The organism is Burkholderia sp. Ax-1719 (genome assembly GCF_011753055.1).
In the GTDB taxonomy this organism is placed as follows: Bacteria; Pseudomonadota; Gammaproteobacteria; order Burkholderiales; family Burkholderiaceae; genus Paraburkholderia.
In genome coordinates this window covers 184,429-198,601 of sequence record NZ_VWWJ01000011.1, presented here as the reverse complement: position 1 = coordinate 198,601, position 14,173 = coordinate 184,429, and the positions used below count along the sequence as shown (strand labels likewise).

The 14,173-nt window shown below is 63.7% G+C and carries 13 protein-coding genes; 7 read left to right on the top strand and 6 right to left on the bottom strand.

What is annotated here, in order from left to right; translation table 11 throughout:
* Nucleotides 1-90 precede the first annotated feature (90 nt).
* Both F3J17_RS20550 and F3J17_RS20545 read right to left on the bottom strand, forming a co-directional pair.
* Nucleotides 91-627 (bottom strand): DNA-deoxyinosine glycosylase, encoded by a 537-nt coding sequence (locus tag F3J17_RS20550; RefSeq protein WP_167062777.1) that lies wholly within the window; start codon nt 625-627, stop codon nt 91-93.
* On the bottom strand, nt 624-1,265 hold the full coding sequence (locus F3J17_RS20545) for a chorismate lyase (RefSeq protein ID WP_167062773.1): 642 nt from the start codon (nt 1,263-1,265) through the stop codon (nt 624-626). Before F3J17_RS20545 ends, F3J17_RS20550 begins: the two co-directional genes overlap by 4 nt.
* A 105-nt stretch (nt 1,266-1,370) precedes the next feature.
* Here F3J17_RS20545 and F3J17_RS20540 point away from each other — a divergent pair, with 105 nt between their 5' ends.
* On the top strand, nt 1,371-1,628 hold the full coding sequence (locus tag F3J17_RS20540) for a hypothetical protein (protein WP_167062770.1): 258 nt from the start codon (nt 1,371-1,373) through the stop codon (nt 1,626-1,628).
* A gap of 74 nt (nt 1,629-1,702) precedes the next feature.
* Here F3J17_RS20540 and htpG read toward each other — a convergent pair whose 3' ends face one another.
* Entirely contained in the window at nt 1,703-3,610 is a 1,908-nt protein-coding gene (gene htpG, locus F3J17_RS20535) for a molecular chaperone HtpG (protein ID WP_167062767.1), read from the bottom strand.
* 136 nt (nt 3,611-3,746) lie between these two features.
* Nucleotides 3,747-5,228: a PLP-dependent aminotransferase family protein gene (locus tag F3J17_RS20530; RefSeq protein WP_167062764.1), complete on the bottom strand. Its 1,482-nt coding sequence runs from the start codon at nt 5,226-5,228 to the stop codon at nt 3,747-3,749.
* Between the two features lie 126 nt (nt 5,229-5,354).
* Between F3J17_RS20530 and F3J17_RS20525 the strand changes: the two genes are divergently transcribed.
* The 6 genes from F3J17_RS20525 (at nt 5,355) to F3J17_RS20500 (ending at nt 12,639) form a co-directional block, all read left to right on the top strand.
* Nucleotides 5,355-6,062, top strand: a complete 708-nt coding sequence (locus tag F3J17_RS20525; protein ID WP_167062882.1) for a VOC family protein — start codon at nt 5,355-5,357, stop codon at nt 6,060-6,062.
* An 18-nt stretch (nt 6,063-6,080) separates the two neighbouring features.
* Nucleotides 6,081-6,986, top strand: a complete 906-nt coding sequence (locus tag F3J17_RS20520) for a DMT family transporter (protein ID WP_167062761.1) — start codon at nt 6,081-6,083, stop codon at nt 6,984-6,986.
* 127 nt (nt 6,987-7,113) lie between these two features.
* Nucleotides 7,114-8,313, top strand: a complete 1,200-nt coding sequence (locus F3J17_RS20515) for a PLP-dependent aminotransferase family protein (protein WP_167062758.1) — start codon at nt 7,114-7,116, stop codon at nt 8,311-8,313.
* A 62-nt stretch (nt 8,314-8,375) separates the two neighbouring features.
* Nucleotides 8,376-8,840 carry a RidA family protein gene (locus F3J17_RS20510; protein WP_167062755.1) on the top strand — a complete coding sequence of 155 codons (465 nt, stop codon included), beginning with the start codon at nt 8,376-8,378 and terminating at the stop codon, nt 8,838-8,840.
* Between the two features lie 118 nt (nt 8,841-8,958).
* Nucleotides 8,959-9,855, top strand: coding sequence for a PhzF family phenazine biosynthesis protein (locus tag F3J17_RS20505; protein ID WP_167062752.1), 897 nt, complete (start codon nt 8,959-8,961; stop codon nt 9,853-9,855).
* A 423-nt stretch (nt 9,856-10,278) separates the two neighbouring features.
* Entirely contained in the window at nt 10,279-12,639 is a 2,361-nt protein-coding gene (locus F3J17_RS20500; RefSeq protein WP_167062749.1) for an EAL domain-containing protein, read from the top strand.
* A gap of 27 nt (nt 12,640-12,666) precedes the next feature.
* Here the strand turns inward: F3J17_RS20500 and F3J17_RS20495 are convergent, their stop codons facing one another.
* Nucleotides 12,667-13,023, bottom strand: coding sequence for a hypothetical protein (locus tag F3J17_RS20495; protein WP_167062746.1), 357 nt, complete (start codon nt 13,021-13,023; stop codon nt 12,667-12,669).
* Complete coding sequence (locus tag F3J17_RS20490) at nt 13,020-13,958, bottom strand: DUF6402 family protein (RefSeq protein WP_205194880.1); 939 nt, start codon at nt 13,956-13,958, stop codon at nt 13,020-13,022. Before F3J17_RS20490 ends, F3J17_RS20495 begins: the two co-directional genes overlap by 4 nt.
* Between the last annotated feature and the right edge of the window lie 215 nt (nt 13,959-14,173).

Here is a 14,173-nt window from a genome sequence, read left to right as displayed (position 1 = left end):
GTCTCGCTTCGATGCGTTCTGAATGCGCACTTCGGATTGCGCACCTCGGCGTGCGCGAGACCATGCTAGCGCGGTGAGTTTGCAGTGTGCTTACGGCCTGCCGCGCTTCGTTGCGGGCGCATCCGCAGGCGCGTTGAGCACGTCGCCCAATGCGCGCCACGCCACGAGCTTCGTGGCGAAGTTCATCGACGCATAGGCAGGACTACTGGACGGCAGATTCAGCAAACGAAAACGCTGCGCATGCACGCCGAGAATGCGTTCGCCGATGCGCGCGGCGGTGCCGCCGTTGAACGCAATCGCTTCGAGTGAGGGCAGGCTTTCGATCAGCGCGACGAGATCGTTGCCCGCGTGATCGCGGATATTGCCGTCGAGGCTGCCTTCGCGACGCGCCTGCGCCACCACATCCCACAGCCCGACGCGATGATCGAGCAGCGCCTGCAAGCGCGCGTCATAGTCGAGCGCAGGCAGATCGACGCCGATCACCTCACCGACCAGATGCCAGAATTTGTTCTGCTTATGCGCGTAATACTGCTGATGCGCGAGCGACGCCTCGCCCGGCAGACTGCCGAGAATCAGCACGCGCGTACGTGCATCGACAACCGGCGGAAAGCAGCGTTTGAAACTCATGCCGATCCGCGTGCGCGCGACGCCGTATGACCGAGCGGCCCACGCTCGCGCGCCGAATGCGCGGACAGCGCCGGCTGCGCGTCGCGCGCGAGGTGCGCCCACAACGCGGGCAGCATGCATTCGGTGACGAGCAAGGGCGCGCCATGCCGCTCGAACACCGAGCGGCGCGCAACGTAGACATGCGGCGCATGCCCCGCCGTTTCGCACGCGGCGAGCGCATGCAGCGGATGTCGCGCGCTCACCCTGCGGCTTACCAGCGCCGAGCGCGACACGCCGCTATCGGTATAAAGCAGTTCCGCCAAAGGCCGCGTACGCAGACGGCGCATGGCCTGCCAGACGCCATGACTCGGGACCAGCGGCGTCGCGCTATGCGCGGCAACGTACGGCACACCGTCGACGGCCAGCACGATCTCACGCACCCACGCGCGTTCGCGGGGCGCAAGGCCAAGCGCTTCGCATTCGTCGGACCACGGCAGCGCGACGGCTTCACGCGTCACGCGCACTTCCACGGCACCCAGCGCACGCAGATGCGCGGTGAGCGAACCGCCGCGCGTGAGCCAGTCTTTTTGATCGGCGCTAAAGGCCGCGAGGGGCGCGACACGCCAGTGCGCGTCGGCGGCATCGAATCGGATGGGCATGGCGGGCATTATAGGCTGCGCCCGTTTCAGGCGTTTCGGAGGTTTCTTATGGCGTTGTCGCAGATGACGGGAAACACTGCCAGCTCATCGCACAAGGAAACTCGAATGGCAGAAAACAAGAAACAGACCTCGCAAAAAGTCGCTCATCTCGCAGCAGAAACCTTGCACGACAGCAGAGCGTCGGCGATCAAGAAAAGCCTGGCGGCGTCTGCGTTGGCGCAAGCGCATACCGCGAAGCAGACAGGCGCCGCGATGGAACACAAGGCCGGCCAGGTCCTGCACAGCAACAAGTATTCCAAAGAGACAAAAACACTCGCTGCTTCGGTCCTCGCGCAGGCCAACAAGGAACGCAAGGCAAAATAAAAAAGCGCCGCCGGTTTCCCGGCGGCGCTTTTCATGGCTGCGTCGTCAAACCGCTAGCAATCGCTAGCAACCGCTTAACGCGCCAGCAACAACGCGTTCGTACGCTTCACAAAGCTGGCCGGATCTTCCAGCGCGCCGCCTTCCGCCAGCAGCGCCTGATCGAACAGCAGATGCGCCCAGTCGTTGAACTCCGCGCTATCGGTGCGCAGCGCCTTGACGAGCGGATGCTCGGGATTCACTTCCAGGATCGGCTGCATATCGGGCGCCTGCTGGCCCGCTGCCTTCAGCATGCGCTGCAGGTAACCGCTCATATCGTTTTCGTCGGCGACGAGGCAGGACGGCGAATCGGTCAGGCGGAACGTCAAACGCACGTCCTTGGCCTTGCCTTGCAGCGCTTCCTTCATCTTGTCGACGAGCGGCTTGAACTCTTCGCCGACCTTTTCCTGCTGCTGCTTTTCTTCGTCGTTGAGCGCGCCCAGATCGAGGTCGCCGCGCGCCACGCTCGCCAGCGGCTTGCCGTCGAATTCGTTGAGGAACGACAGCATCCATTCGTCGACGCGATCCGTCAGCAGCAGCACTTCCACGCCCTTCTTGCGGAACACTTCCAGATGCGGGCTGTGGGTCGCGGCCTGCCAGGCGTCGGCGGTCACGTAGTAGATCTTCGACTGCTCGGGCTTCATGCGCGCGACGTAGTCGGCCAGCGAGACGTTCTGCTCCGCCGTGTCGTTATGCGTCGAGGCAAAACGCAGCAGCTTGGCGATGCGGTCCTTGTTGGCGTGATCTTCGCCGATGCCTTCCTTGAGCACCTGACCGAACTCGCCCCAGAAGGTCGCGAACTTCGCCTTGTCTTCTGCCGACGCTTCCGCGTCGGTTTGCGCCGAGGCAAGTTCTTCGAGCATCGACAGCGCGCGCTTGGTCACGCCGTCGCGGATCGCCTTCACGTCGCGGCTTTCCTGCAGGATTTCGCGCGACACGTTCAGCGGCAGATCGGCCGAATCGACCACGCCCTTCACGAAGCGCAGGTAGTTCGGCAGCAGTTGCTCGGCGTCGTCCATGATGAACACGCGCTTCACGTAGAGCTTCAGGCCGCTCTTGTGATCGCGGTTCCACATGTCGAACGGCGCGTGCGCCGGCACGTAGAGCAGCTGCGTGTATTCGCTGCGGCCTTCGACGCGGTTATGCGTCCACGCCAGCGGGTTCTGGTGATCGTGCGCGAGGTGCTGATAGAACTGCTGGTATTGCTCGTCGCTGATGTCGCTCTTCGAACGCGTCCACAGTGCGCTTGCCTGATTGATGGTCTCGAATTCGTCCTTCGTGACCATTTCGCTCTTTTCGGCATCCCACTCTTCGGCCTTCATTTCGATCGGCAGACCGACGTGATCCGAATACTTCTGGATGATCGACTTGAGCTTGTACGACGAGAGCAGTTCGTCTTCGCCTTCACGCAGATGCAGCGTGATGGTGGTGCCGCGTTGCGCGCGCTCGATGGTGTCGACCGAGAACTCGCCTTCGCCCGCGCTTTCCCAGCGCACGCCTTCGCTGGCCGGCAGACCGGCGCGGCGGCTTTCGACCGTGATCTTGTCCGCGACAATAAAGCCCGAGTAGAAGCCCACGCCGAACTGGCCGATCAGCGCGGCGTCCTTCTGCTGGTCGCCCGAGAGCTTGCCGAAGAATTCCTTGGTGCCCGAGCGCGCGATCGTGCCGAGGTTCGCGACGGCTTCATCGTGGCTCATGCCGATGCCGTTGTCCTCGATCGTGACGGTGCGCGCCGCCGTGTCGAAGCCCACGCGAATGCGCAGGCTCGGATCGTTTTCATAGAGCGCGCTGTTTTCGAGCGCTTCGAAGCGCAGCTTGTCTGCCGCATCCGAGGCGTTCGAGACCAGCTCGCGCAGGAAGATTTCCTTGTTGCTGTACAGCGAATGGATCATCAGGTGCAGAAGCTGTTTCACTTCGGCCTGAAAGCTCCTGGTTTCTTGTGCCATGCCCGTTAGTCCTCTTTCGTTGCAGTTGCAGTGCTGATTAATCGATTCATGAGCGACGCTTAAGCGACGCATTGCCCGCCCATATGGGGACGGGCAACGTCTTTTCAAGTGGATTCCGGTCGATTCCGGTCGAACGTCAGGCGCGTCGCGCCACACCGTCTAGATAAGCGCTGAGAAAGCCCGGCAGCGCCGGATCGGCGCAGTTCGCGATGTTAAAGCGCATCCAGGTGGTGGGCGACTGGTGCGGCGAAAACAGGCTGCCCGGCGTCAGCAGAAAGCCCGCTTCGTGGCCCGCGGCGGTGAGCGCGTCGGCGTCCACGCCGGTATCGGCCCACAGGAACATGCCCGCGCCGGGCGCGGTGAACAGCTTGCAGCCGGTGCGCTCCAGCATGCGCGCGGCCTTGTCGCGCACGCCGTCCAGCCGCGCGCGCAGACGCTCGACGTGGCGTCGATAGTGGCCTTCCGTGAGCACGCGAAACAGCACGCGCTCGTTGATTTCCGGGCTCGTCATGCCGACCAGCATTTTCTGGTCGGCCACCGCCTGCGTCACATCTAGCGCGCTGGCGATGAAACCCACGCGCAGATTGGGCGCGAGCGTCTTCGAAAAACTGCCCAGATAGATCACGCGGCGCAGCTGGTCGAGGCTCGCCAGGCGCGTGGCCGGATAGCCCGACGGGCACAGATCGCCGTAGATATCGTCCTCGACGACGATGAAATCGTATTGCTCCGCGAGGCGCAGGATGCGAAACGCCTGCGCCGCCGTCAGCGACGTGCCGGTGGGGTTCTGCAGCACCGAATTGATGACGAGCATCTTCGGCCGCCAGGTTTCGACCAGCGCTTCGAGCGCGTCGAGGTCCGGGCCGTCCGGCGTGTACGGCACGCCCACCAGACGCGCGCCCTGCGAGGCGAAGCGCCCGAACATCTGGAACCACGCCGGATCGCCAACGATCACCGTGTCGCCGGGCTGCACGTAGATGCGCGCGAGCAGGTCGATCGCCTGGGTGATGCCGGAGACCAGCACGATCTGGTCGGGCGTGGCGCCGATTTCCATCTCGGCCATGCGCGTCTGCAATTGCTGGCGCAGCGGCAGAAAACCCTGCGGCGAGCCGAAACCCAGCAGTTGCGAGCCGCTCTGGCGGCCCAGCGAGCGCATCGCGCCCGCCAGCAGTTCGCCGTCGAGCCAGCGCGCGGGCAGATAGCCCAAACCCGGCCCTTTTTCCGGATGCGTCGATTGATGGAGCATGTTGCGCAGCAGCCAGACCACGTCGATGGTCGGCGGCTGATGCGGTTCGACGGGCACGCCATGGTCGGCGGCGGCGGCGCGGCGGTCGATCGGCGTCACGGACGCAACGGCGGCCAGGCGCTCGCGCACGTAAAAACCGGAACCGCGCCGCGAATCCAGATAGCCCTGCGCCACTAGCCGCTCGTAGGCCTCCACGACAGTGAAGCGCGACACGCCTTTGTCGAGCGCGAGCTTGCGGATCGACGGCATGCGCATGCCGGGACGAAACACCCGCTCCTCGATGCGGCGGCGGCCCCACTGCACAAGCTGGTCAACGAGCGTGACCGTAGCGGCGTCATGCGGGGCGGGAATCTGGTCAAGCGGGACGGACGACATGGCGGCTCCAACTGTACCGAACACTATCGGGCCGATTGTACCGTTACTGTCTGCGACCATACCGGTACATTTGATTGCACGCGTACCGGTATGCTTTCCGGTTCATCTGACTTTCCCTCCCCGTTTATGACCGCCACGCCGCTTCGTCTCGATCATCTCGTCGTCTCCGCCCGCACGCTGGAGGAAGGCGTCCAGTATGTCGCGGACAAACTCGGCGCGACGCCCACCGGCGGCGGCGCGCATCCGCTGATGCGCACCCATAACCGGCTGCTCGGCCTGTGGGGCGGCGTGTACCTCGAAGTGATCGCTGCCGATCCCAGCGCGCGTGGCGCGGGCTCCGCGCAAACGCCTGGCCGCGCGCGCCTGTTCGAACTCGACAGTCCGGACGTGCAGGCGCGCCTCGAAAAAGGGCCTTATTTGTCGCACTGGGTGGCACGCGTCGAGCCGCCCAAGGATCTCGCCCGCTGGCGCGCGCAGTATCCGCAGCGCATCCCCGAACTCGTGCCGATGACGCGCAACGATCTAAGCTGGCAACTCAGCGTGCCGCTCGACGGCGCGTTCCCCCAGTGGCAAGGCGCGGGCGACGGCGCGCTGCCTTCGCTGATCCAGTGGGATACGCCGCGCCATCCGTCGCAATCACTCGCCGATACCGGCATCGCGCTGCGCTCGCTCACCGCTTACCACCCGCAAGCGCAAGCCCTGCGCGAGCAGCTTGAATGGCTGGGCGCGGCCCATCTGATTACTGTCGAAGATTCCTTGAGTCCTGCGCTGGTCGCGCAGTTCGAAACCCCGTCGGGAACGCGATCGCTCGGCGCGCCCCGCACCTTGGTCTGACGAGCGCGAATCACCACCATGAAAGCACGTGAAACCCAAGGCATGCTGCTCGGCCTCGTCGGCGTCATGATCTTCAGTCTGACCCTGCCGATGACGCGCATCGTCGTCCTCGAATTCCACCCGCTGCTCAACGGACTCGGGCGCGCGCTCGCCGCCGCCGTGCCCGCCGCCCTGCTGCTATTCATCCGCCGCGAAAAACGTCCGACCTGGCCGCAGGTCAAGAGCCTCGCCGTCGTCTCGCTGGGCGTGATCGTCGCCTATCCGGTGTTTTCCGCCTGGGCGATGAAGAGCGTGCCCGCCTCGCACGGCGCGATCGTCAACGGCCTGCAGCCGCTGGCCGTGGCAATCTACGCCGCGTGGCTCTCGCACGAACGTCCGTCGAAGGCGTTCTGGATCAGCGCGCTGATCGGTAGCGCGCTGGTGGTGGCGTTTGCGCTCCAGGCTGGCGGCGGCGCGCTGCATGCGGGCGACGCCTGGATGCTGGTGGCCGTGGGCATCGGCGCGCTCGGTTACGCCGAAGGCGCGCGCCTCGCGCGGCAACTGGGCGGCTGGCAGGTGATCTGCTGGGCGCTGGTGCTGTCCGCGCCCTTCCTCGTGCTGCCGGTGGGCTGGCTGGCGTGGGCCCATCACGTCGCGCATCCGGAACCGGTCGCGCTCAAGACCTGGCTGGCCTTCGGCTATGTCACGCTGTTTTCGCAGTTCATCGGCTTCTTCGCCTGGTACGCGGGTCTCGCCATGGGCGGCACGGCGCGCGTCGGCCAGGTGCAACTGCTGCAGATTTTCTTCACGATGGCGTTCTCCGCGCTGGCGTTCGGCGAGCAGGTTGCGCCCTCGGCGTGGCTCTACGCCGCCGCGGTGATTGCCACCGTGATGGTGGGCCGCCGCGCCGCGATCCGCACCGCGCCCGTGCCGGCGCGCGCTTGAGCGGTTTTCGCGTCATAATCGAAGGTTTTGGCGGTCGCGGATTTGATTCCGCAACCGCCACTCAGACTACGCAGATTCCCCAGCGGATTCACTAGTTTCATTCGCCCGACCCTAAAAAGGAGACCCCATGGACCAGAGCGATCTCAAAGCCGCCCCCGCGTGGCAACTGTCCGAGCGCGCAATCAAGCTGACCAGCTCGGCGATTCGCGAAATCCTGAAGGTCACCGAACGGCCCGAAGTCATCTCCTTCGCCGGCGGCCTGCCCGCTCCGGCCAGCTTCCCGGCCGAGGAAATGCGCGCCGCCGCCGACCGCATCCTGCGCGACGATCCGTCGGGCGCACTCCAGTACAGCGCGACTGAAGGCTATATGCCGCTGCGCGAATGGGTCGCCGCACGCCACTCGGTGAATGGCGCGAAGGTGCGTCCGTCGCAGGTGCTCATCACCACGGGCTCGCAACAGGCGCTCGACCTGATCGGCAAGGTGCTGGTCTCGCCCGATAGCCCCGTGCTGGTGGAAACGCCCACCTATCTGGGCGCGCTGCAGTCGTTCTCGCTCTACGAGCCGAACTACGTGCAAGTGCCGACCGACGACAAGGGTCTGGTGATCGAAGGCCTGACGCCCGAGATCACCGCCGGCGCGCGTCTGCTTTACGCGATCCCCAATTTCCAGAACCCGACCGGCCGCCGTCTGCCGCTCGAACGCCGCCAGGCGCTCGCGGCCTTCGCGCAGACCTCGCCGTTCCCGGTGATCGAAGACGATCCCTACGGCGCGCTGCTCTACGCGGGCGAACCGCTGCCGACGGTTCACTCGATGGCGCCGGATCACGTCGTGCATCTGGGTTCGTTCTCGAAGGTGCTGGCGCCGGGCCTGCGCGTGGGCTACATCATTGCGCCCGAAGACCTGCACTTCAAACTCGTGCAGGCCAAGCAGGCCACCGACCTGCACACGCCCAGCTTCACGCAGCGCATCGTCTACGAAGTCGTCAAGGACGGCTTCCTCGACACCCATATCCCGAAGGTGCGCGCGCTGTATCGCGACCAGTGCGAAGCGATGCTCGACTCGCTCAAGCGCAACATGCCCGAAGGCGTGAGCTGGAACCGTCCGGAAGGCGGCATGTTCATCTGGGTCACGCTACCGCAACAGATCGACAGTATGAAGTTGCTGGAAGAAGCCGTCGCGCAGAACGTGGCCTTCGTGCCGGGCGCGCCCTTCTTCGCGCGCGAGCCGCAACTGAACAAGCTGCGCCTGTCGTTCGTCACGGTGCCGCCGGCCAAGATCGAAGAAGGCGTGTCGAAGCTTGCGAAGCTGATCCGCGCGCGCATGTGATCTGACGAACAAGCGACGACAAATCGACGACCAACCTGTTACCTGCAAAAGGACTCCTGAACATGGCTGACATCAACATCTACGACCGTCTCGAACAGCTCGGCATCGAACTGCCGCAGGCCGGCGCACCCGCCGCCGCCTACGTGATGAGCGCCCAGAGCGGCAACACGGTGTATCTGTCGGGTCACATCGCGAAGAAGGATGGCAAGGTGTGGGCCGGCAAGCTCGGCGACACGCTCTCGACCGAAGAAGGCAAGGCCGCCGCGCGTTCGATCGCCATCGACCTGATCGCCACGCTGCACGCCCACACGGGCGACCTGAACAAGGTCAAGCGCATCGTCAAGCTGATGAGCCTCGTGAACTCGACGTTCGACTTCACCGAACAGCACATCGTCACCAACGGCGCGTCGGAACTGGTCGCCGACGTGTTCGGCGAGAAGGGCAAGCACGCGCGCTCGGCGTTCGGCGTCGCGCAGATCCCGCTCGGCGCATGCGTCGAGATCGAACTGATCGCAGAAGTCGAGTAAGCGCTCACGTCGATGCGGCCGGCGCGTGAGTGCGCGCCGGCACGCCGCAGTGATCTCGAACCGCGCCGCAAGGTGCGGTTTTTTTTCGCCGTGATTTTTTATCCTGATATTGCCGATCATGACTCTTCGCAGCGTCCGCTTCAAACAGGTCGACGTGTTCACGTCGCAGCCCTTCAAGGGCAATCCGCTGGCTGTGATTTTCGACGCCGACGCGCTCGACACCGCGCAGATGCAGGCCATCGCGCGCTGGACCAATCTGTCCGAGACCGTGTTCCTGCTCGCGCCGACCGACGAACGCGCCGACTATCGCGTGCGCATCTTCACGACCCAGGGCGAATTGCCGTTCGCGGGCCATCCGACCATCGGCTCGGCGCACGCGTTTCTCGACAGCGGCCGCACGCCGAAGACGCCTGGCCGCCTCGTGCAGGAATGCGGCGCGGGTCTCGTCGAACTGGCGCTGCAGGTCGAGGCCCATGATGGCCTCCCGGCGCAATGGGCCTTCGCCGCGCCGCCCGCCACCGTCACGCCGTTGCCCGCCACGCAGTACGACGCCTTGCGCGCCGCGCTGCGCTCGGATGCGATCGACTTCGAGGCGCAGCCGTGCGGCGTCGATAACGGTGCGCCGTGGATCGTCGTGCGTCTCGCATCGGCGCAGGACGTGCTCGCGCTCGATATCGACTACGAAGCGCTCGCCGCTGTGGCCGCAAGCGTGGGCGGGCAAGGTCTTGCGGCCTATGGCCCGCACGCCGCCGACGGCCCCGCCACCTTCGAGGTGCGCTGCCTGATGACGGGACTCGGCAAGGGCGAAGATCCGGTGACTGGCAGCGCCAATGCGGCTATCGCGCTGTTGCTCGCGCAGCAGAACCGCCGCCCCGGCGAGCGCTACACCGTGCGCCAGGGCACGGCGATGGGGCGCGACGGACGCGTCTCGGTCAGCTACGACGATGCAGCAGACACGATCTGGATCGGCGGCGCGGCGCTGACGGTCGTGGATGGCTCGATCCGGATCGCATAAGGGCGCGTGTGCGTGCGTGGCGATGCAGACACACGCAACCCCGCGCACGCAGCGAACGCTACATCCACACGCCGCCAGCACACCGGCGGCACATGATTTAACGCCAGGCTCCGGCGCAACGGGCCGCGCCGCTATGCCCGCCTGCGCGTCTATGCGCCGCACATCAAGCGTCGACGCACTTGTTCCTCCAACTCGCGTATACCCGAGGGGGGACCGCTTCCTTAATCATTCCCCAACCATTAAGATCGAAACATCGGACGCAAAAGAGGCGTCCGCCGTGACTTTTTTCCGCGCGTCTCGCGCTCCTTCCGTAGCCGTTTCGCATCCGATGCCGCCGATCTCACCGAGCGCCGTACTGACGTCCCGGCAGTCGTTCCGGACGCCGCATCCGCGGCGCGGCAACCCGCATGCGCGGCGGGAAAGATGAGCACGAACTGGCGCCCCTTCTCACGCGAGGCCCCCTTGCGCGGCGCACCCGGCCCGGCCTACACGCGCCCGCGCACGCTGCTCGCGATTCCCCTGCTAGGCGTGCTGGTGCTGGTCCTGCTGTGGGCCGTGATCTTTACGCGCCTCTCGGTCGAAAAGGAAGCCACGCTGCGCGAAGCAACGGCTTCCGCCGCCATTCTTTCCGCGGCGCTCGAACAGCACACCGTCAAGGCGATCCATCAGGTCGACCAGATCACGCGCTTCGTGAAGTACGAGTTCGAGAAGACGCCCGATCACTTCAATCTCGCCACCACGGTCGAGAAAGGCGTGGTGCAAAGCGATTCGCTCGTGCAGGTGTCGATCATCGACGAGCACGGCCGGCTGGTCTCCAATACCGCCGACCCCAATCCCAAGCCCATCGATCTCTCGGACCGCGAGCACTTCAAGGTGCACGAGCACGAGAACGACGATCAACTCTTCATCAGCAAGCCGTTGCTGGGCCGCGTGTCGGGTCACTGGACCCTGCAGATGACGCGCCGTCTCAATCACCAGGACGGCTCCTTCGCGGGCGTGGTGGTGGTGTCGGAAGATCCGGGCTACTTCACCAGCGACTTCTATAACAACGCGGCGATTGGCCGTGACGGCGTGATCGCCGTGATCTCGGATACCGGCGCTGTGCTCGCCCGCCGTACCGGCAACGCCGACCACGCAGCCGGCACGTTCTCCGCCAGCGGCGTCTATCCGATCTCGGAACATGTGTCCGGCACCTATGCCGATCCGATCGATCATGTGACGCGCATCGTCTCGTACCGCCATATCGACGGCTATCCGCTCGCGGTGCTGGTCGGTCTTTCGCAGGCCGAAGAATTCGCCGACTACAACCACACGCGCGACGTCTATCTGATGATGGCGACGTTCATCTCGCTCGCCATGCTGTCGTTCTTCGCGGTGGCGACGGGCTTGATCGGCAAGCTGCTTGGGCGCGAACGCGAGATGTCGCAACTGGTGCAGTATGACCTGCTCACCGGCCTGCCCAACCGCTACGCCACGCTGCAGCGGTTGCGCCACGAAGTTTCGCAGCCGGGCAATCTCGGGCGTCTGGCGATTCTCTTTATCGACCTCGACAACTTCAAGACCGTCAACGACACGCTCGGCCACAACGCGGGCGATATCGTGCTGCAGATGAGCGCCGCGCGTCTGGCCGATGCGGTCGGCGGCGCGGGCACGCTCGCACGCATCGGCGGCGACGAGTTCGTGGTGATCGTCAAGGGCGACGAAATCGAGAAGCGCGCCAGCACGCTCGCGGAAACCACCAACGCCGCCTTCACGCATCCGTTCGATGTGCGCGGCAGCGCGTTCGTGCTGCATGCGAGTACGGGCATCGCGCTCTTCGCCGTGGCGCACGAGAGCGAAATCGATCTGCTCAAGAAGGCCGATCTGGCGATGTACGCCGCCAAGGAAGCCGGCCGCAACTGCTTCCGCTTCTACTCGCCGCAGCTTGCCCATCGCGCCGATCATCTGATGAAGTGGGAGCAGCAGCTACGCGTGGCGCTGGCCGAAGGGCAACTGTTCCTCGCCTATCAGCCCAAGATTGATTTGCGCCGCCGCTGCATCACGGGCTTCGAGGCGCTGGTGCGCTGGAACCATCCGCAGTACGGCCTGATTCCGGCAAGCGAATTTATTCCCGTGGCCGAATCGACCGGCCTGATCGTGCCGGTGGGCGATTTCGTCATCAGCACGGCCTGCGCGCAGCTTGCGCTGTGGCAGCAGCAAGGCTTTGAGACGCTGTCGCTGGCGATCAATATTTCGGCGGTGCAGTTCTGGCGCGGCGATCTCTACGAGACGATTTCGCGCGCCATCGAGGAAACCGGCATCGCCGCGCACAAGCTCGAACTCGAAATCACCGAGACGGCGATGATGGAGTACCCGGAACTCGTCTCCGAGAAAATCTTCGCCTTGAAGCGTCTGGGCGTGCGCGTGGCGCTCGACGACTTCGGCACGGGTTATTCGTCGTTGTCCTATCTGAATCGCTTCGCGGTGGACACGCTCAAGGTCGATCGCTCGTTCGTGCAGGCGATTCCCGCCGACCGCAGCGTGTGCGTGATGGTGTCGGCGATCGTCAATCTGGCGCGCTCGCTGGGACTGACCGTGGTGGTGGAAGGCACCGAAACCGAGGAGCAGATTGCCTGGCTCGCGGCACTTGGGCCGATTGAGGCGCAGGGCTTCCTGTTTTCGCGCCCGGTGCCGGTGGAAGGCGTGCCCGCGCTGATCGAGCGCTTTGGCGTGTGCGGCGACACGCCGGACGACGCCAGCGAGCAGCGCAACGAACGTCTGAGCGACGCGCAGCAGTCGCGATGATGCGCAATTAACGAGCCGCTTTCCCGCTTACCGCGACATTCTCCACAGCGCTGCGTTGATGCGATCGGAAAGCGGCGGAGGCAAAGCGATCATGTCCGCTTTCTCTCCGCCGCCGGTGAACATCACATGCGTGCCGACCCACAAAATCTCGGGATCGGGAGCGTGGAGCGTCCGTCGAGCGAGCAGTTTTCCGGACGGATCATAAAGGCGTCCCACGAATTCAGGGTTATCGCCGCGATTCCAATGAAGCGTGCATTCCTCTGCAACATATTGCCCGTCAGGCGACGCGCTGCGAGCACAGTTATAGGCGTTTGAATCGTTGCGGTATGCGTTGAAAAGATACAGCAGCGTAACGATCGCCAGCATCATCAGCATTTTCTTCATGTAAGCCTGACGCGTATTGGGTCACGAAGGCGAACGCGCTTGCGGTCGGAGAAAATCATAAAGTCACCGCCCCGTTGGTGCTTGATGGCCCAAGCCCTGAAGTCTTTATTGTGGATCGGATAATAAACGTTCCCAGGGACTCTCACGTCACCTCGTGCGACCGGATAGGGAAGATACAAAGAAGGAATATCAAGCTGCCCGACAAGACCGTTATACGGGACGACTATCACGCCTTTTTTGCTCCAGTGACCGAGATATTGTGAAATTGCGCCCGGTCCATCTGTAAAGTCATAGCTATCTTTCACATACACGTAGATCGACGAAATCTCAGCCACTCGGTCGACGTGGTTGATTTTCACGTGTGCGGGCGCTGCGTAGAAGTTAAAAGATCCGAGCGCACCCGTCAGATCATCCGGTACTCCTCTGTTGTAGTAATTCGACTCGATGAATTCACCGATCTTCTGTGAAAGCGAGCCGCCCACTGTGGCGAACTGGAAATGGAAATACTTGTGAAAAACACGCATGCTGCCTCGGCAAAGTTGCCATGGATCGAAGGCAACGCCTGCGTCGACGTATGAAATCAGCCGGCTGCGGAGCACCAACGCCGCGGCATCACGATATATCCTTTGGGTGATCAGATCAGTGTAGGTAGCCTTTGCACGTTCGTACTTTAGTATCCAATCCAGGGTAATCGTCGTAGTGTCGTACATCCTCGCAGGATAAGGCTCACCGTTCTGATTGATCTCGGCCTGAAGATCTTCGTCACTCGGCGCGTAGTTCAGCACGCCGGCAAACCATCGTTCCATGAGCTTCGCTGAAACAGGCATCCCTTCTCGACGCATTGCGTCAGGTATGTCCTGAATATCGAAAGGTGGGACTTTGATCACATCCTCTTTGATCTGTTCGGCCTTACCTTTTGAAACAGGATCGGGCATTGGCGGCGGCGCCCTGTCAAATGACACGCCCTGAACGCGGACTGGCTTGCAACCCGCGCATTCGCCCCATCGTCGCGTCCAGAACCTGGTCTCGTAACAGGTCAGTTCGTTGTCAATCAGATACATGTTTAGCCTCGCATCGGTTCGATCTCCGGCGATCCTGACATCAAAATCCGAACGTGCATCTCATTAAATGTGCGAGACATGCCGCATGA